This is a genomic window from Sediminibacterium soli (assembly GCF_009939225.1).
Classification (GTDB): Bacteria; Bacteroidota; Bacteroidia; order Chitinophagales; family Chitinophagaceae; genus Sediminibacterium; species Sediminibacterium soli.
In genome coordinates, this window is the sequence record NZ_JAACJR010000008.1 from 797,252 (window position 1) to 816,655 (window position 19,404).

The 19,404-nt window shown below is 51.4% G+C and carries 15 protein-coding genes; 7 read left to right on the plus strand and 8 right to left on the minus strand.

The window, feature by feature from the left end:
• Positions 1-2: 2 nt before the first annotated feature.
• The 3 genes from GWC94_RS10615 to GWC94_RS10625 all read right to left on the minus strand — a co-directional run bounded on the left by GWC94_RS10615 (position 3) and on the right by GWC94_RS10625 (position 5,395).
• The gene (locus tag GWC94_RS10615) at positions 3-2,447 is read right to left on the minus strand and encodes a DUF5686 and carboxypeptidase regulatory-like domain-containing protein (protein ID WP_161835007.1); all 2,445 of its coding nucleotides are present in this window, start codon (positions 2,445-2,447) and stop codon (positions 3-5) included.
• 101 nt (positions 2,448-2,548) lie between these two features.
• Positions 2,549-2,914: a hypothetical protein gene (locus GWC94_RS10620; RefSeq protein WP_161835008.1), complete on the minus strand. Its 366-nt coding sequence runs from the start codon at positions 2,912-2,914 to the stop codon at positions 2,549-2,551.
• A 9-nt stretch (positions 2,915-2,923) separates the two neighbouring features.
• Positions 2,924-5,395, minus strand: coding sequence for a penicillin acylase family protein (locus tag GWC94_RS10625; RefSeq protein WP_161835009.1), 2,472 nt, complete (start codon positions 5,393-5,395; stop codon positions 2,924-2,926).
• 202 nt (positions 5,396-5,597) lie between these two features.
• Here GWC94_RS10625 and GWC94_RS10630 point away from each other — a divergent pair, with 202 nt between their 5' ends.
• The 7 genes from GWC94_RS10630 to GWC94_RS10660 all read left to right on the plus strand — a co-directional run bounded on the left by GWC94_RS10630 (position 5,598) and on the right by GWC94_RS10660 (position 12,503).
• The gene (locus GWC94_RS10630) at positions 5,598-6,824 is read left to right on the plus strand and encodes a 4-hydroxy-3-methylbut-2-enyl diphosphate reductase (protein WP_161835010.1); all 1,227 of its coding nucleotides are present in this window, start codon (positions 5,598-5,600) and stop codon (positions 6,822-6,824) included.
• A gap of 9 nt (positions 6,825-6,833) precedes the next feature.
• Entirely contained in the window at positions 6,834-7,307 is a 474-nt protein-coding gene (locus GWC94_RS10635; RefSeq protein WP_161835011.1) for an OsmC family protein, read from the plus strand.
• Positions 7,308-7,332: 25 nt separating this feature from the next.
• The gene (locus tag GWC94_RS10640; RefSeq protein WP_161835012.1) at positions 7,333-7,842 is read left to right on the plus strand and encodes a PH domain-containing protein; all 510 of its coding nucleotides are present in this window, start codon (positions 7,333-7,335) and stop codon (positions 7,840-7,842) included.
• Between the two features lie 148 nt (positions 7,843-7,990).
• Positions 7,991-10,666 (plus strand): cation-translocating P-type ATPase, encoded by a 2,676-nt coding sequence (locus tag GWC94_RS10645; RefSeq protein WP_161835013.1) that lies wholly within the window; start codon positions 7,991-7,993, stop codon positions 10,664-10,666.
• A 64-nt stretch (positions 10,667-10,730) separates the two neighbouring features.
• A complete protein-coding gene (locus tag GWC94_RS10650) occupies positions 10,731-11,189 on the plus strand; it encodes a YciI family protein (protein ID WP_161835014.1) in 459 nt (152 codons plus the stop codon).
• Between the two features lie 10 nt (positions 11,190-11,199).
• Positions 11,200-11,658 carry a GNAT family N-acetyltransferase gene (locus GWC94_RS10655; RefSeq protein ID WP_161835015.1) on the plus strand — a complete coding sequence of 153 codons (459 nt, stop codon included), beginning with the start codon at positions 11,200-11,202 and terminating at the stop codon, positions 11,656-11,658.
• Between the two features lie 11 nt (positions 11,659-11,669).
• Positions 11,670-12,503 (plus strand): maleylpyruvate isomerase N-terminal domain-containing protein, encoded by an 834-nt coding sequence (locus GWC94_RS10660; RefSeq protein ID WP_161835016.1) that lies wholly within the window; start codon positions 11,670-11,672, stop codon positions 12,501-12,503.
• 110 nt (positions 12,504-12,613) lie between these two features.
• Here GWC94_RS10660 and GWC94_RS10665 read toward each other — a convergent pair whose 3' ends face one another.
• Genes GWC94_RS10665 through GWC94_RS10685 form a run of 5 tightly spaced genes read right to left on the minus strand, consistent with a single transcriptional unit; the run spans position 12,614 to position 19,403 of the window.
• Entirely contained in the window at positions 12,614-13,990 is a 1,377-nt protein-coding gene (locus GWC94_RS10665) for a Gfo/Idh/MocA family protein (protein WP_161835017.1), read from the minus strand.
• A gap of 55 nt (positions 13,991-14,045) precedes the next feature.
• Positions 14,046-15,959, minus strand: coding sequence for a beta-N-acetylhexosaminidase (locus GWC94_RS10670; RefSeq protein ID WP_161835018.1), 1,914 nt, complete (start codon positions 15,957-15,959; stop codon positions 14,046-14,048).
• A gap of 37 nt (positions 15,960-15,996) precedes the next feature.
• Positions 15,997-17,304, minus strand: a complete 1,308-nt coding sequence (locus GWC94_RS10675) for a vanadium-dependent haloperoxidase (protein ID WP_161835019.1) — start codon at positions 17,302-17,304, stop codon at positions 15,997-15,999.
• Between the two features lie 21 nt (positions 17,305-17,325).
• Complete coding sequence (locus GWC94_RS10680) at positions 17,326-18,897, minus strand: FG-GAP repeat domain-containing protein (protein ID WP_161835020.1); 1,572 nt, start codon at positions 18,895-18,897, stop codon at positions 17,326-17,328.
• A 14-nt stretch (positions 18,898-18,911) separates the two neighbouring features.
• Positions 18,912-19,403, minus strand: coding sequence for a DUF1573 domain-containing protein (locus tag GWC94_RS10685; RefSeq protein ID WP_161835021.1), 492 nt, complete (start codon positions 19,401-19,403; stop codon positions 18,912-18,914).
• Position 19,404: the final 1 nt, after the last annotated feature.

Below are 19,404 nucleotides of genomic sequence, written 5' to 3' on the forward strand. Positions count from 1 at the left end.
GTCTAATTTAAGCGAATACCCACTCTGAAACCGCTGGGCCTGCCCCCCGTGGATTCAAAACCCTGTACAAAATCCACACGCAGTATCTTGAAAATATTTTCGATGCCAAAAGAGGTCTCCGCATATTGCAGTCCTTTGTCGATGTGCAGTGCATGTGCGCCCACCACAAAAAAACAATTCAGTTTTCTGAACCCCGGTATTTTATTGCTCAGCAGACCATTCAGGTGGTACTCGCCATGCGCCGCCATATTGAACCGGGCGGTGTTGCTGTAGCGGTAATAAGGCGCCAGCTGAAAAGTGGTGAGGTTGTTCCTGGCTGCCGCCAGCTGGTTTCCGAGGTAGTGCTGGTAATCGGGCAGGAACACTTTGCTGGCGCTGAGGAACCCGCCAAAGCCAAGGCTGTAATTGAACTTGCCCGCCAGCTTCATATCGATATCGTCGCTGATGCTGATCCGCCAGCGGGTAAAATCCGCATCGCTGCCGAATAACCCGCGGATACCCTGGCTGATACTGGCCGTGATAACAGGATACCGGGAACCGATATTGATCTTGCGGTCGGGCATTTCGATATAGTCCGATCCGGGACGCCAGGTAATACCGGCCGTAAACACGGACGACACATTGGGTTGCATCTGTGCGGCCAGGATCTCAGTTGGGTAGTTGGGTGTGATCTGCCGGGTAGGATACTTGTTCCAGGAAGCAATATCGGGCAGGTTATCCAGGGGATGCCTGTTCTGGTACTGGAACCCGAAAGAGGCATTGACACCGTTGCCGATACCCGCGCTGTAACCGATATGCAGGTGCTCCGCTTCATAGATCTTGAGGTAGTTCTGCTGCCGCAGCAGCGTATAGGGCGTATTCCAGGCCTCGGGCAGCGGTTCGGCATTGTTGAACTGGAAAACTTTTCTTCCGCCGCCGAAGCTAAGCGACTGCAAATATTTTTTTCCGTATTGGTGGGTAACCGACAGCGAAGGGTTAAAATGCCGGTTGGTAATGCCATACCGAAGCTCGGGGTTCATCGATAACACCCTGCGCCCTTCGTATCGTTTGCGGTAATGCCCTGTAACGGTTATTACAGCGCCTTCTACGGTGTTATAGCCCAGCCCGCTGAGCGGGGAACTGTATCCCCAGGATATTTTTTTCTGTGAGTAGCTGAATGTCTGTCCGCCCAGCAGCATACCCAAAGGCTGGAATTTGTTGCGTTTGCGGTCGAGTGAATCGAGGTACCGGGGATCCTGCCGCAGCTGTTCCAGACTGTCTTTTTTCCGGTAATCACGCACTTCTTCGGTTAACAGCGGCACCGGACGTATACTGTCCCAGTAAGCCATCGTTTTTTTGGTGGCGCTGTCGTTGAACTTATAGGTTACATGATCAAAGAATTTCTGCGGGAATGTCGGGTTCATATCGAACTTATCGTATACCTGTACAAAATTTCCGAAGAAATCAAACCCCAGTATTTTTCCCGAGGGATAGATCACCTGGTTCTTGATCACCCAGAGGTTTTTGTAAGGCACGTACAATTGCTGCAGGCGCACGGTATCCAGCAGCTGCATCTGCTGTTTTTTCAGCAGGTACAGGTCAACGCTCTGTATCCGCCACTCGTCTTCCACGATATTGATATAACCCGAAAACACCGGCTCGTACTCCCTGCGCGGAATTACCCTGATGCGGTTGATCAGCTTATCGTTCTCATAAAAACTTCCTTCGAGCTTATACCGGTAGAAATTCAGCGCTCCCGCGGCAATGGGCGACAGAAAACCGCGCGGGTTCAATTCCTCTCCCACGGCTATGTGGTTATCATAGAGAGAAACGATCTGCGGATCGCTGAAGCCAAAGCTGTTGCTGCGGCCGCTTACTTTTGAAGAGGTCACTTCTATCTTTTCCTGCCCTTTGTCGCTTACCGAATACCTTGCCACCACTTCCGAAAGGAAAACCATTTTTCTTTTGCTTGTATCGCCGTCGTTGAAGTCTACTTTTTTTCCCATCACCCGGTTCGGATAGTCGCGCATCTGCAGCTGTCCTTTCAGGTATACCTCGCACTGGAAGGATTTGATCTCGCGCCGGTGTTCCTCCCGAGTGGCGATGGCTTTGCGTATGATGGCATACGAGGGGTCTTCGCCACCGCTTGTTACCACCACTTCGTTCAGGTTGTATTGTTGCGGCTCCAGTTCAAAATCAACCACCTGGTCCGCACGGCCCACCCTGATCTTTTTTTCCTGCGAGCGGTAGCCGATATACTGGCATACCAGCAGGTACTCGCCCGGTAACAGGTTCAGGTGATACTGTCCCTTGCCATTGGCCGATACACCTTCCGTTGTGCCTTTTACCAGCACAGAAGAGAAAGGAAGCACCGTACCGTTTTTTTGCGTGATCGTTCCGCTGATGGTGGCGGCGTATGCCTGCAGGCTGATCAGGACAGTTAAAAGCAGCAGTAGTGGTTTGTACATTAGGCGTGTATCAGTCAGGAATTAGTCGTTAAAAATTAAACATTATCGGCTCCCTGTCTTACCGGTCACCATTTTTAATGTTTAATTAGGATTTCCTGCGGTCAATACACCCTTCTTTTTTTTCTTTTCCTGGTAAAACTGCCTGTCATGGCGGCAAAACCGCTCACCAGTCCGGCTACCAGACCCGTAACCAGCATCAGCAGCAGGTACGATCCGCCCAGCGGCAATACCTGCGCCACCCGGGTGGAGAGTATGTGTTCGTTGGGAACATCTTTCAGCGCCGCAAGCAATACCCATAACAGGAACAGACCTGCAAAGCCGCTGAGGAACGCGTACCCTGCGCGCTGCGGTATGGCTGCCGCCACAAGAAAGGAACTGAATACAAAGCACCACCAGGGAATATTGGTGTACAGACCCAGTACATAAGCGAGAAAAGCGGTGAGTATGATGGAGATAAAAAATTTCATAAGACTGGTTTAACTGTTGGTAAAACGCATATGCCATTTTACCTGTTTATCGGTGGCAATGGATTGTTTGCTGGCAAATAATATGCGGTAGTATTTTCCGAGCGCCCAGTTGGTAACGAACGCGTCGTAGTATTTGCTGCCGGGGTTACCGCTTTGTCCGCCGGGATAAAGACAATAGGCTTCGATCTCGTCCGTCATATGTACGATCATACGCCAGCTGGGTCCGTGGTTTTCCTTGGTGGCATTGATCATATCGCGTCCGCCGCCGATAGGCAGGTGCCAGCGGCTCAGGGCGGGCAGCCGCAGTAAATGGTTCACGCGGGTGTCTTTGAATTTGGCCCATGCCAGCCTGCCGGCACCTTCGAGTTCTTTTAATTTGAGGGTCGCTTTTTTCACCGCCAGCAGCACATTGTCGCGGATCGTTTCGGTTTTATCGCCTGTGGTGATATCATCGGAGAAAGCATATACCGAGTCTTTCAGCAGGCTCTCCAGCAATGTGCTGTATTCGGGCCAGGCCATGGGCAGTTTGTTCTGGTTGTATTCGTCCGCCCATATCACCGTTTCCAGACTGTCCCATAACACTTTAAAAACAGTGGCACCCTGTTCGGCGGTATCACCCCTGTGGTTCCAGGCGGCGAGCAGGTTAATATATTTTTTCTCGTCGGCATTGAGTGCATTCCTGTCGATGTTCTTCAGCAGTACCGGTACGGCCATTTCAGCAAACAGGTTTTCATTATCCATCTGCAGGTGCTGCATGTCTTCCGGTGTGATGTTGTTCATGGCAGCCAGTTTGCGGTTGATGGCCAGTCCGCGGTACATGGGAAAATTACTGGCGGCGCCAAGATAGTACGGGTAGCTGGCGTCTGTGGGCATCTGGTTGGCGCTGCTTACAAAACCGCGTGCGGGATTTCTGCTCATCGGGTTTTCTTCCGACGGTATAAAACCCTGCCACCTATAGCTGCTGTCTGTTCCGGGTAGGATAAAATCGCCCTGGCGTTTCCATCGCGCCACAAAACCACCCTGCTGTTTGATGGCTATATCACCGCTCTTGGAAGCAAATACGAAATTCTGTCCCGGGCAATGCCATTTGTTGATCGCGGACAGATAATCGTCGTAGTTTTTTGCATGATCCAGCTCGTAGAATGTCTGCAGTCCATTTCCCTTATCGTGCGCCGTCCATCTTACCGCAAGGTATTTTCCCCCGGTGCCCGGGTTGCTGAATTTATTGTCGTACATCACCGGCCCAAAAACGGTCATGGCAATTTCTTCCACCTTGTCGGGTTTGCCTTTGATCCTGATCACCTCTTTCCTGTGTTCGGCTTTTACCCAGGCTCCGTTGAACCAGTATTCCGACATGGTGGAATCCCGGAACTGCATCTCGTAATAATCGAGCACATCGCGTCCGGCATTGGTTACACCCCAGGCGATACTGTCGTTAAACCCGATGATCACCGCGGGCGAACCGGGAAAACCAACACCGTAGGTATTGTGTGTTGGCGTGCTGATCTGCACTTCGTACCAGAGCGAGGGCAGGTTCAGTCCCAGGTGCGGATCATTGCACAGAATAGGACGTCCGCTCTTGGTTTTGCTGCCCGCAACCGCCCAGTTATTACTGCCATTGTCTTTATCCGGTTCCATCGAAACACCGGCCGATGCGGTGGCCGTATTCACTTTGTTGTTGAAGTAAAGACTGTCTGACCCGGTGGGCTCTTTGGGAACGATGGCCGGTTTGGCATACACCGTGCCCCTCGGAATGATGGGATCGAGCGAATCGGCCGTATTGGAGAACAGCTTGTCGAAATCCACAAAGCCGAAATAGTTACGGGCATTGGTCATCTGCAGATCCACAGCGGCCCCGCGGCCCGCCAGGTCATACGACATATACATCATGAACAGATAGGTTTTGAGCGATGTCCATGTTTCGGGGGTATAATCCAGCAGTTTGTATTCGAACGGCAGCTGCTCGGGCCGCAGTGACTGTATGTACGCATTCACACCCTTTGCATAGGCCTCGATACCCGCTTTCAGCTCCGGATTTTTTTCGGCATTGGCCAGGCTCTGCTCGGCGCCGTATACCATTCCCAGCCGGCGGAAGAACTGGTCTGTCGACAGTCGCTCTTCGCCAACGATCTCGCTAAGCCTTCCTGCAGCCACATGTGTTTGGAACTCCATCTGCCACAGACGGAATTTTGCATGCAGGAAACCCTGCACATAATAGGCGTCTTTGTCGTTATCGGCATAGATATGCGGCACCAGGCGGTCGTCGAAATACACATCCACCTTACCGGCAAGGCCGCTGAGTGTTACCTCGCCATTAAAATCGGCATTGACCGGTTCCGCGTTTTGCCAGAACCCAACCTGCGGCGAAAGAAAATAACCAAGACGGGGCGTTTTACCCGACCCAACGGGCAGTTGCGTATTGAAGGCAAGCACCAGTGCGGCGGTAACCAGGCCGGAAAGCAGGAAGGGCAGTATGCGCATAAGCAGCGTGGGTTTGAGACGAAAATTAACAATTAATCAGTAATAATCCTCAATTCCCCGCCGCTGTAGCGGATAGTTTGACAAAGCGCGGAAAATGCAGCATACTGTTGGCTATAACCGTTTACCAAACCATCCCCACGCCCCAGCCGGCTTCTCAATTATTCGTTCCCAATTCTCGATTACTGATTAATTTTGCACTCTCATGAAGCAATTCACCGTTCCCAATATATACCGGAGTACCCTGATCAGTGCTGTAAAACAGAAACGGAAACAGGAGGATAAGCTAAAAAAAGATTTCAGTCCCACACTGCTCGATCTGGGTCCGCTGCAGGTATACCTTGCCCGCCATTTCGGGTTCTGCTACGGTGTGGAGAACGCCATCGAGATCGCTTTTACCACCATAGAAGAAAACCAGGGCAAACGGATCTTTCTGCTGAGCGAGATGATCCATAACCCGCAGGTAAATGCCGATCTCACCGAACGCGGCGTGCGTTTTTTACAGGACACCTACGGCAAACAACTGATCCCTTTTGATGAGCTGACTGCGGATGATGTGGTGATCATACCGGCGTTCGGCACTACGCTGGAAATAGAACAGTTGCTGGTGGGCAAAGGCATTACCGTATCCAGGTACAATACCACCTGTCCTTTTGTGGAGAAAGTATGGAACCGCAGCGAACAGATCGCAAAAAAAGGATACAGCATCGTAGTGCACGGCAAACCCAGGCACGAAGAAACCAGGGCCACCTTCTCGCATGCCTCTTCACATACACCTACGGTTGTGGTGAACGATATGGCAGAAGCGATTGAACTGGCCGGGTACATAACAGGTGAAAAAAACGCCGAACAGTTTTACACCGAATTCAGGGGCCGTTATTCCGAAGGCTTTGATGTTACACGAGATCTGCAGAAGATAGGCGTGGTAAACCAGACCACGCAGCTGGCCAGCGACACGCAGGCTATTTCCGATTACCTGAAACAGGTCATGATCGATCTGTATGGACTTACCCCCTCCCATACCGGTGATCGTTTTGCAGACACGCGCGACACGCTCTGTTATGCCACCAACGATAACCAGACTGCCGTAACCGGTATGCTGCAGACAGATGCCGACCTGGCCCTGATCATCGGCGGACATAACAGCAGCAACAGCTCGCACCTGGTTGAGCTGTGTGAAGAAAAACTGCCGAGTTATTTTATCGATTCGGCGGAGAGACTGATCGATGCGCAGACGATAGAGAACCGTAACTGGCGAACAAAAGAACTGACCAGGGTCACCGGTTATCTTCCGGCAAAAACACCTGTGCGCATACTCGTTACCAGCGGCGCAAGCTGCCCCGATGCGGTTGTTGAATCTGTGATCCGCAAACTTGCCTCGCTGTATGGTGTGGCGGAGAAATTAGATGAAGTGCAGGCTGTATACGCATAATCCCCGTGTATGAAAACACATCAATACCGGTTACAGATCGAATGGACGGGCAACAAAGGCAGCGGCACTTCGGCCTACACCGCCTATGAAAGAGCGCATGAGATAAGCGTTGATGGCAAACCCGGTATCCCCGCATCATCCGATCCTTCTTTCCGCGGAGATAAAACGCGTTATAATCCCGAAGAACTGCTGGTGGCATCGCTTTCATCCTGTCATATGTTGTGGTACCTGCATTTATGCGCCCAGGCCGGGGTAACGGTTGTTGCCTATGAAGACCTTGCAAAAGGCACTATGACAGAAACCGACGACGGCGGCGGGCATTTCACCGAGGTGATGCTATGCCCCGTGGTTACCGTTTCCGAAGAACAAATGATCGGTAAAGCGATGGAGCTGCATGGCAGCGCACATTCGCTGTGCTTTATTGCGCGGTCCGTTAATTTCCCCGTGCGGCACCAGCCGCAAATAAAACTGCCCAACGGATAAACGGGTTTGTATCTTTACCTGAACCATGAAATACCGGGCATCCCTGGACAAAGCAGCTATGATCATAACGATCAGCGTTACGGTGATGTTTGCCGGGGGCATCGTATTGCAATACGCTGTAGTGCAGGAAACCGCCGTTCCTTCGATCGTATCCTTACTGCTGCTGGGCATTTATATCACCACCTATGTTTTTCGCCCCCTGTATTATGTACTGACTGTCCACGCGCTTATCATTCACAGACCGCTGGGCAAGGTGGTGATAGAACGCAGCAGGATCAGGTCCGTGGGCTTGCTGGATGACCAAAACACGAACGGAACCATCCGTACGTTTGGCGTAGGCGGCGTGTTCGGTTACTTCGGAAGGTTCAGCAATGTCAGTATCGGCAATATGACCTGGTATGCCACGCGCAGAAAAAAACTGGTGCTGGTTCTTACGCAGGATAACCAGAAGATCATCATCACACCCGACGAGGCGGAAACATTCCTTGCAGCTTTTCACCAGCCAACAACCGAAGCAACGCCTGTTCCCGGATAAGCCGCCTGAAGAAAACAACAGACCGGTTCCCGAAAACAGCTGCCTGGCCTGATTTTTTTACAGGCAAACTGGTTTATAGCGAATTGAGTACATTCGTATAAGCTCCACTCCTCCTCTCCCAGATTGTTTACATCCAACCGATTCAAACATGAACCGCAGCCATCATCAATTGCCGGTGGAAGAACTGGTTAGTCAGCTTGACACCAGCCTGCAGACGGGTTTGTCGGCAAAACAGGTTGCTGAAAGGGTTGCGCAGTATGGAAAGAACCGGATACCGGAGCCCAGGTCAAAAACGCTGGCCGGTATTTTTTTACACCAGTTCCTGAACCCGCTGATCTATGTGCTGATCGCAGCAGCCATCATTTCCGTAATCACCGGAGATAAGGAAGACGCTGTTTTTATTACCGCGATCATCCTGATCAATGCCATACTGGGCGCCTACCAGGAATGGCGTGCCGAGAACAGCGCACAGGCGCTGCGCGATATGGTAAAAGTGCGCGCGCGTGTGAAAAGAGAGAACCAGCTGGTTGAAATAGACTCGGAAGATATTGTTCCGGGAGACATCGTTTTGCTTGGGTCGGGCATCAGGATACCGGCAGATATGCGTCTAGCGGAAACCAACGGTCTTTCTGTTGAAGAAGCATTACTGACGGGAGAATCGGTTGCCGTACTGAAAAACACGGAGCCGATCGCGGGCGGGGAAGAGTTATCGCTTGGCGACAGGCTCAATATGGTCTTTGCCGCCACCGCGGTGCAGAAAGGAAGGGCCACAGGTATCGTGGTAAGCACCGCGGCAGATACGCAGATAGGTAAGATAGCCGATTCGCTGCGTACGACCGCCCCGGAAAAACCTCCGCTTGAAAGGCGAATGGAATCTTTTTCGAAAAAGATCAGCGTGATCGTGTTGGTTGTTTGCGCAGCACTCGGTGTGATCGGTTATCTCGAAGGCTCATCGGTGCGTGATATTTTCTTTTTAATGGTGGCCGTAGGTGTGTCTGCCATTCCCGAAGGACTGCCGGTGGCACTTACCGTTGCCTTGTCTATCGGAACCAGGAGGATGGCCAAACGAAATGTGATCGTCAGAAAGCTGCCCGCGGTGGAAGGACTGGGCAGCTGCACGCTGATCGCATCCGACAAAACGGGAACGCTGACCATGGATGAACAGTCTGTAAAAAAAATATACCTCCCCGACGGAAAATATTACGGTATCAGTGGCCAGGGGTACAATGGCGATGGCGAGATCCTGGATGGCGAGACAAGCGTTACCGAACCCCGCGAACAGCTGCTGCGTTTTCTCGTTGCCGCTATGCTCTCGAATGAAGGCGTACTTCGAAAAACAGGAACAGGCTGGGAACATTCGGGCGATGCGGTTGATGTGGCCATCAACGCGCTGGCGTATAAATCCGGCAGGGATCCCGGTTATTTCAGGCAGCAGGGCGAGATCGTTCAGGTGATTCCCTACGAATCGGAAAGAAAATTCTCCGCCGTCTATTTCAGGCAGGATAACCGTTTGCATTTTGCCATGAAAGGCGCTGTTGAAACAGTGCTGAAAAAAATTCCGGAGCAGGAGCAGCAAACATTCCATGCGGTTGCCGAACAGATGGCGGCCGAAGGCTATCGCGTACTGGCCGTTGCCGGTTCGCCGGTAAACGATACTGACCTGGCTGCACTGCCTGCCTTACAGGTGCTGGGACTGATCGGTATGATCGATCCGCTGCGGCCGGAGGCTAAGGATGCGGTAAACGAATGCCGTAAGGCAGGTATCGGTGTGGTAATGGTAACAGGCGATCACCCGGCAACCGCTTTATCGATCGCCAGGGCGCTGGGTATTGCCGATAAACCCGAAGAAGTGATTGCCGGAACGGAACTTTCCGCAATGGAGCAGCTGGCTGCGCAGGAACTGGGTGAAAAGATCCGCGATAAAAAAGTATTCGCACGCGTGGCGCCGCTGCAAAAACAAAAGATCGTGGAAGCGATGAAAGCCATCGGCCATTTTATTGCCGTTACGGGTGATGGCGCCAACGATGCGCCTGCGCTCAAATCGGCGCATATCGGCGTGGCCATGGGCAGTGGCACCGACCTGGCCAAAGAGGCGGCGTCTATCATTGTTACCGATAACAATTTTGCCTCCATTGCCGCGGGTGTGGAAGAAGGAAGGTTCACCTTCGAAAATCTCCGCAAGATCATCTATCTGCTTATCTCCACAGGCGCGGCAGAACTGCTTACCATCGGCATCGCCATCATACTGAATATGCCGCTGCCGTTTATTGCCGTGCAGTTGCTGTGGCTGAACCTTGTTACCAACGGCATACAGGATATAGCCCTCTCCTTTGAAAAAGGCGACCCGACCGTAATGACCAGGCCGCCCCGCAAACCCGGCGAAAGTATTTTTGACGCGCTGATGAACAGCCAGATGATCGTGTCGGGATTATTTATCGCAGCATTGGTGCTGGGTATCTGGCAATACCTGCTCAGCACGGGATTCAACGAAAAACATGCGCGCACCATGGTGATGATGCTGATGGTGCTGGTGCAGAATTTTCACGCGCTGAACTGCCGTTCAGAAACCAAAAGCCTGTTCCAGGTGCCCGTCGGCAATAACTATATTTTGGTGGCGGGTATTGTGATCGCACAACTGGTGCATATTTCGGCCGCATACATTCCCCGGCTCAACACCATACTGCAGCTGGAGCCCGTGAAGTTGCAGGAGTGGTTCCTGTTACTGCCCGCGGCAGCGTCTATTTTTGCGGTGATGGAACTGTTCAAATGGCTATGGCGCCGCCGGACAAGCAGCAAAACGCCACAGGCTGACGGCAGCCACTGAGCCTGGCATGCAGTATATTTAACCTGGCAAACCAATCTTTATCTCTTACCCTTATATCCACTTTATGCGAACCTCCTGCCTGGTCTTTTTTTTATTTGTCACCGGTTTCAGCGCCGGCGCGCAAACCGCCAATCCTGTTTATAACAAACCCCTCGCCGACTCCTTGGGCGCGGATGAATACGGTATGAAGATGTATGTGCTGGTGATCCTCAAAACCGGCCCGGCGCAGATCACGGAGAAAAAGACCAGCGACAGTTTGTTTGCAGGACATATGGCCAATATCGGCCGGCTTGCCAAAGAAGGCAAGCTGACCGTTGCGGGACCGCTGCAGAAGAACGAACGCAACTATCGCGGCATATTTATTTTTAATGTGCACAGCATCGAAGAAGCCAAAACGATCGTACAGACCGATCCGGCGGTTAAAGCCGGTATTTTCGATACGGAATTATATGGCTGGTACGGTTCGGCGGCATTGCCCATGTACCTTCCCTACACCGAAAAAGTAAGCAGGCAATCATTTTAAACGACGTGTTGTGACAGTAAAAAGAACGGATTCGACTGATCAAGACTTTATACGGCTGGTGTCTTTGCTCGATGTATTTCTGGCAGAAATAGATGGCGAGGACCATGCCTTTTATGCGCAGTTCAACAAACTGGATGCACTCAGATACGCCGTGGTAGTATATGAAGGAGAAACGCCCGTTGCGTGCGGTGCCTTCAAACCGTTCGGCGATCATGCTGTTGAGATAAAACGCATGTATGTATCGCCCGATCACCGCCGCAAAGGGTTGGCCATTACCATGCTCGATGAACTGGAAAAATGGGCCGCGGAACTGGGCTACCTGCATTGCGTACTGGAAACAGGCATACGCCAGTCCGAAGCCATTGCCCTGTATCAAAAAACGGGTTACCGGCAGACCGAAAATTACGGCCAATATGCCGGTGTGAAAACGAGCGTATGTTTTGAAAAGAAATTATCCCCCACTACCTGAACCTGCCTGATATGACACAAGCAATACCACCGATAGACACCGTACACCTGCTTCCCGTGCTGGATGATATGTTACTGTCTTTGTTACGGTCGCTGAAGAAAGAAGAATGGGAACTGCCCACGGTTGCCCGGCAATGGCGTGTAAAAGAGGTGGCGACACACCTGCTCGACGGCAATATCCGCATCCTGTCGATGCTGCGCGATGGTTATGCCGGAGAGAAAGCGGATATACAGTCGTACGGGCAATTGGTGGAATACCTCAACGGACTGAATGCCGACTGGGTAAAAGCCATGAAACGGGTAAGTCCGGAAATGCTGATCCTGCTGCATGAAATAACAGGTCCGCTTTTTTGTCGTTATTACGCGTCGCTTGATCCATTCGAGAAAGCCGTTTTTCCGGTTGCCTGGGCGGGCGAGGCTGAAAGCCGTAACTGGATGCATATCGGTCGCGAATACACCGAAAAATTCCTGCACCAGCAGCAGATCAGAGATGCCGTGGGTAAACCGGGTTTGCTGGTATCGAGGTTCCATCATCCCTTTATGCATGTTTTCATGCAGGCGCTGCCTTACATCTATCGCGCTGTTGATGCCCCGGCCGGCAGCTGTCTGGAAATCAACATCACGGGGAATGCGGGAGGCAAATGGTGGCTGGTGCGCGAAAACGAAAAATGGGTGCCTGGCAACAATGCCACAGCAGTTACAACCCGTGTCAGCATACCCCAGGAAGAAGCATGGAAGCTCTTCTCAAAAAGCATACGTGCCGATGCTATTGCCGGTAAGATCAGGATACAGGGCGACAAACAGCTTGCCGAACCCGCGCTTAACATGGTTTCGGTAATGGCATGATGCCATCAATCATCAAGGCGCCCCGGTGTTATTTACCGCCCTGTGCTGAATCCGGTTCCGCTTCAGGAACAAGATGCGGCACAGGGCAGTTTTTATTGAGGGTAGCGTTATCAGACCAGCTTCATCGTAACCGGATCCCAGTCGATGGCTTTTTTCTTTTCTGCGCTGAGGTTACAGATCAGCGCGGGAGCCGCGGCACGGAGACCGAATGACCCATCTTCAAGCGTTGGTTTGCCTGTACGCACGCTCTCGAAGAAATTGATCATATGATCCAACCTGGAATCATATCCTTTCGGCGCTTCAAATACGATCTCGTCGGCCCATTTGGTTTTGCGGTCGTCGGCGCTGTATTTCTGGTCGTATTCCTTCAGCAGTTGCTCCTGCATGGCTTTGGGAAAACTTTCCATTGAATCGTATCCGCCGATGCCGGGTGCAACAGGGCGTTTAAAATGTTTGATCGTAATGGTATTGCCTCTCAGGTCTATCACCCCTTCCGTACCGATCAGCCTGGTGCTTGATCCGCCGCCGGCCCCGTCTGCAAGGTTTACACGCGTAAAGAACTGGAAGGCATTATGGTTTTCTGTTTTGGGATACTGGGAAATACCCGTAACGATATCATAGGCATCGCGTCCATCTTTCCAGTAGTTCAGCGCGCCCAGTGCGTATACCTGTTTGGGACCGAGCGAACTGGTGATGGTATGCAGTCCGGTAAAACTGTGTACGAACAGGTCTCCGGCCACGCCTGTGCCATATGCTTTGTAATTACGCCAGTGAAAGAACCGAACCGGATCAAAGGGCAGTTTCGGCGCATCGCCGAGGAACATATCCCAATCGATAGTTTTGGGACTCGCATCGTTCGGAATGGTGTACAGCCATGCACCGTTGGCGGAGTTACGATCGGTAAACGCCTCTGCATATGTCACGTCGCCGATCAGTCCCTGTTTGAAATATTTCTGCGCCTCAAGGAATACCAACGAGCTGGCACTCTGGCTTCCTATCTGCAATACTTTACCGCTGGCTTTTTGCGCGGCCACCACGGCCTGGCCTTCATCCACATGATGCACCATGGGTTTCTCACAGTATACATGCTTGCCCGCTTTCAATGCATCTATAGTAATATGGTCATGCCAGTGATCGCAGGTACAGACCAGCACGGCATCGATGTCTTTTCTTGCCAGTATCTCCTTGTAATTTCTTGTTACGAACAAATGGTTGCCCCATTTCTCTTTCGCCCTGTCGAGACGCCCCTGGTACAGGTCGCAGACAGCCACCAGTTCCACACCCGGAACTTTCATAGCCGCTGCGGTATCATAATGCCCGATAATTCCGGAGCCGATCAGGGCAATCCTTACTTTGTCGTTGGCCGTGACCCTTACTTTCGATAACAATGTCTGAACCTGTGTTGCATCGGCAAGCGCCGGTAATCCAAATAACAGCGATCCCGAGGTCCCCAATGTACGGATGAACTTTCTCCTGGTAGTTGCCATATAGATTGTTTTTAGTTGTTACAATAGGATAGAGAATCAACATACGAAACCGGTATCAGCGTCGCACCCTGTCGGCCCTGGCCGCCATTTCCGATATCGGCATGGCAATCATCCTGCCCACCGGTTGCTTTCCCTTATAGCTGATCACTTTCAGCATCACCGCATCTTTGGGCGGCACCAAGGCACCGGCATATTTCGGATAATAATTGTCGGGGAACGAATTATCAAAAGAATAGTACAGGTCCAGCCCCTTCACCTCCGTTTCCATTTCTATTTTTAATTGTCTGTCGGCCGTTCTGGAAGATTTGAAAATAGGATCGTATACGCTTGGTGCATATTTTATTTCGGCCATATTCAGCCGGCCAAAATGGTTCTCCACTTTCGTGAAAAAACGATCCCAGTTCTTTTTCTCCTTAGGGGACCATACCGTTTCCGCTATCGCAAAACCGCGGGGCCATGTCATGTATTCCGCATGCCGCATATTGTACACCTGCTCTGTCCACAGGTTAGCCTGGCCACCTTTGATGAACCTGGCATCCACACTGTCGGGAGCGGGTTCAAACTCATAGGTCTTGTTTAACCTGAGCGATGCATAGATCCTTGGCTCTATGATCTGGTCTCCCTGCATATAATCGAGGTAGGCATAGGTGGTAGGGCTCATCACCACTTCGTGTCCCATCTTCGCGGCGTGGATACCGCCTTTCATTCCCTGCCAGCTCATCACCGCAGCACTCGGAGCAATACCGCCTTCAAGTATTTCATCCCAGCCAAGGAATTTTTTCCCTTTTGACAAAACGATTTTTTCGAGTCGTTTTTCAAAATAAGCCTGCACCTCGTCCATCGTCTTCAATCCTTCACGCTGCATCAATGCCTTGATCTGGTCGCTTTTCTGCCAGAAATTTTTAGGGCACTCATCGCCGCCCACATGAATATATTCAAAAGGAAACAGCTCCGCAACCTGTGTCATCACCTTATCAAGAAAATCGTATACCTTTTCGTTCGCAGGGCAAAGCGTATTATCCACCAGCGCTGTGGGCGGGTTGCCTTTTGACCAGTCCATGATCTCTTCGCCGGAACGAACCCGGTATTTGTCCGCCCCCTCCGTACAGGATAATTCCGGATAGGATACCACGGCCGCAAGACTATGACCGGGTACATCAATCTCGGGCATGATGTTCACAAAACGCTCTTTGGCGTACTGCACCAGTTCCCTGATATCATCCTGTGTATAAAAGCCGCCATAGTCTTTTGGTTCATCGGGCGCAGGCGGAGAAAACGTTCCGAAATAGCCTGTTTTGTTCACGCGCCATGCGCCCACTTCTGTCAGTTTTGGCAGACCTTTGATCTCGATACGCCATCCCTCGTCATCGGTAAGATGCAGATGCAGCAGGTTGTATTTATAGCGCACCATGTTGTCGATGAATTTCTTTACATCTGATTTGGTAAAGAAATGCCGCGATACATCAAACATCAGTCCTCTCCACCCAAAACGCGGGTAGTCGGTGATCTCGGTCACGGGCGCTGTCCAGGCGATGTTGCCAACCTGCGTGGTACTTTCTATTTCCTTGGGGAAAAGCTGCATCATTGTCTGCACGCCATAATACAAACCGGCGGGCTGGTTGGCTTTGATGGTGATACCCTTAGTGGTCACCGAGAGCCGGTAGCCTTCGTTCCCGAGTTTCTTATCAGCGGTTTTGTTCAGCAGGAAACTGATGACCGGGTTAGGCAATGCATTGTTGAGGGTGATGGTACTGCCCGTTGACCTTGCCATGCGCTGCCGAAGCACGCCCAATACCTCTTTCATTTCGGTATGCAGGGGCGCATGAACGATCACATTCCTGGGAAGTGTAAAGGTTCCGGTTCCTGTTTTCAGGGAAACGGGTTCGGGAATAATGGCAATCGTTGGTTTGTTCTGTGCGCCGGCAGCCAGGCAGAGACACAGACTGAATACGGTGAGCAATTGTTTCATAGGTGATGGTTGTATGTGCAATGATGTATAGTTACGGTTATTCAAGTATTTTTTTTACGATCAGGTCACCCACTTTTTTTCCCTGTATGGCGCCCTGGTCTACGCTGTTACGGTAATGGATGCCTCCGTATACCCTGCTGATCGATGCCTCTGCAGCCGCTTCGTGAAAAGAATTGAAATGTCGCTGCATACCGATATACCGCAGATCGCTGGTGTCCTGGAAGGCAAACCTGTTTCCGTACAGTTTTGTGAGTACGGTTGCCGCAGCGGCGGTGATGGCGCTGTGTCCGCTTGGATATTCGGGGAAAGGCGGCGTTTGTAAAAAAGGCTGCCAGTTTTTGTCGCGCATCTCGTTGATCACGGTTACAGGTCTTACGATATTGCTCCGGTATTTTTCATCCCAGCATACGATAAACGCATCATACAGTGCCACGGCCGTTAATGCATAGCTCTGCGCAGTCTTCACGGGGTCGGCATTGGTCTGTCTTGCGGCAATGGCCGTAATACCCATCCAGTGCCCGCCGGGTGTGATCTTTTTGTTGCCGAACATCATGTGCCCGGAATGTTCTATCACAAAGGGATTGTCGTCCCAGTAACGGGCGATGGTTTTCTGTTCCTCTGTCAGCGAGTCGCCGATATGCTGTACCGCTATCGCCTGCTTCATAAAGAAACTGTTGGTATCTGTGCTGTAAACAGGGGGGCGCGGAAGCAGGAATTGTGCACAGGTATCCAGGGTCATCGACTTCATCGTATTCCAGCACCATTCCACGCCATCCAGGTAATCGGGGGGCGTAGGGCGCCACATACCGGGGTTGGTGCTGCCGAGGTGTTTGGGTTTGCCGCGCGACAAGGCATAGCCATCGGTTTTTGCCCTCACCAAAATCCGTTTCGCCACTTCCTCCCCGAAAGCCACCGAGCGCGCATAAACAGAATCGTCGAGCGACTCTTTAAAATCGCCATACACTTTGTTCTCGTAGGCATCCAGCGAATCCACCGAGAACACTTTTATATTCCTTGCAACATGAAAAAAAGCTTTTGTTGCCGCCAGCGTATAGTTGTATTCTTTTCCCTTTTCCGGTTCGGGCATTTTGTCGAACCTGTTCAGCTTATCGGTGATCGAGGGCATTCCCTTCTTATCAAAACGGATCGCCTCGTACGAAGCAAGCGATGCGTAAACATAGATACGGCTTGCCACCGGCGGGGTAAATACGTCGTAAATAATGATCTGCGTTAGCAGGTCCTGGTTCTGGTGCAGTATCTCCGCATCGGCCATGCGTTCCTTTTTGGCATGACGGCAGCCTGCAAAGATCATTACAAATAATAGTAGCGTTCCTGTATATCTCATAGCACTGAATTGTTCTCTTCGTTACTTATGTATGTTCTTCAACACCATAAACGGCGGGCCCTGCGTCCAGTCGAGCTTCGGTTTCACCGTGGTTGGCCGGATAGAGAAATTACCCAGCACAATATCGGGTTTACCGTCGCCGTCCAGGTCGCCCGCATCCATGGTCAGCCACCTGCCTGCATTGGTTGCCGGCAACGTATGCGGCGAAAACTGCAGCCCGCCCTCGTTCTGCAGGTATACGAAGCCCTCTTCCGGCGAACCGGCATAGTCAGCAAAAAAAGCGATCGTGGCAATATCCAGATCGCCATCGCTATCGTAATCCCTGGCCATCGCCTTATAACATCCATTGATCGGGAAAAAATAAGCCTGCTTAAAGCGGTTGCCGCCTTCGTTCAGGTAAATGTATACACCGTGGTAAGGCTTCAGCACCAGCGAGTAATCTGCGTTATCGCCGCAGGTATAGATAATATCCTTTTTTCCGTCATTGTTGATATCGGCAAATTCAAAATACGTGGAGCCATATAAGGCCGGAAAACGAAGTACTGCCTGCTGGTCAAACTGGCCGTTGCCTTTGTTGGTGAACAGGTGAATGCCCTCGTTGCCCTGAGAGAACAATGCCCATACATCCTGCAGACCGTCATGATTTACATCCTCCACATAGGTTTTCAGCACACCCGGCTCCGCCAGTAAGGTATGGTGTTCGTATTTACCGTTGCCTTTGTTCTCCATCCAGGCAAGTCCCCCTGTTAAATGGCCGAACTCGCATACCAGGTAATCCGTTCTGCCATCGTTATTCAGATCACAGGAAACCATTTGCACCGGACGTGCCAGGCTGTCGAACAGCGGCTTCGTATCCAGCGACAGTCTGCCGCCTGCATTCTTCCTGATCAGCTGTCCCTTTCCGTATTTACCGTTATTGGGATTGATGATGTTCACATTGCATGCAAGCAGATCATTGCCGTGAAAATCAACATCGGTAATGGTTGCATCGGAACGGAATGTGTCGAGCAACTGCAACTGGTGATCATAGCGGAACATTTTCTGCGCCACCAGATCAAACAAAAACAGCTGTCTCGAAGTGGCCGTCGTATCCAGTTTGGTTAAACAGATGCCGGCCGCAGGATAGTTAAGCGCAGGTGTTTGCACCGCAAACAATCCAAGATCGGGCCGTATGGGCTGCCTTTTCGCCTTTGGCAGCGAATCGGGCGACACAGAAGTGTAATAATCTATGATATGCTGCCAGTCGTCGTTGCTGATCACGGGTTTATCCGGATAAAAATTTGCCGGCAGGTCTTTGTCCGTTTTATAGGAAGGGTAACGCGCAAATCCATAACTGAAGATACCCAGCCTGGGACCCATGGCCGGCAACGCACCGGTTTCCCATGTTTTGGAATCGAGCTCGGAGGGATCGGGTAAAAGATGGCAGGACTGGCAATACGTTATTGCAAGCTGTTTGCCTTTTTCGATACGCTCGTCCGGAACATCTTTGTGCGATTGATTTTTTCTGATGGCCGGCTTGCAGGAAAAAAGGGATAGCCCCCCGATCACCATGATCAGTATGGCGGTGCTGTTGAATGCTGGTCTGTTTTTCATCTGTCGTTGCTTACTCATTTTCTGCTGTTTGCCTGTTTGATCTGTCCTGATATCGATAATACATGCTTCACGCCATTGGAAGTATTGGTGGTAACGATGATCGTTTTATGCACGGTTCCCGGCTGGTTATGTGTATTGAAATTCACTTTCATCACGCTCTCTTTCCCGGGCATGACCGCAGCCTCGGGGTATTTGGCTATCGTACAGCCGCAGGACGGTTTCACACCCGATATGAACAAAGGATGCGACCCGGTGTTTCGGAAACGGAAATCAAACACCACGCTGTCGCCCTCGTTTACCAGACCAAAATTCCGGTCGGGCTCCAGCCATTCCACCGTGGTAAAATGCACTGTATCTATCTGCGCCAGTCTGGCCGGTTTGATGCCAAGGTTGTTCGCATAGGGCTGGGCCGGACTTTCTTCGTTTGTACAGGCGTTCATCAGCAGGCAAACGATGGCTATTCCGAAAAAACAAACTGTCCGTATGGTTGTATGTATCGTTTGCATG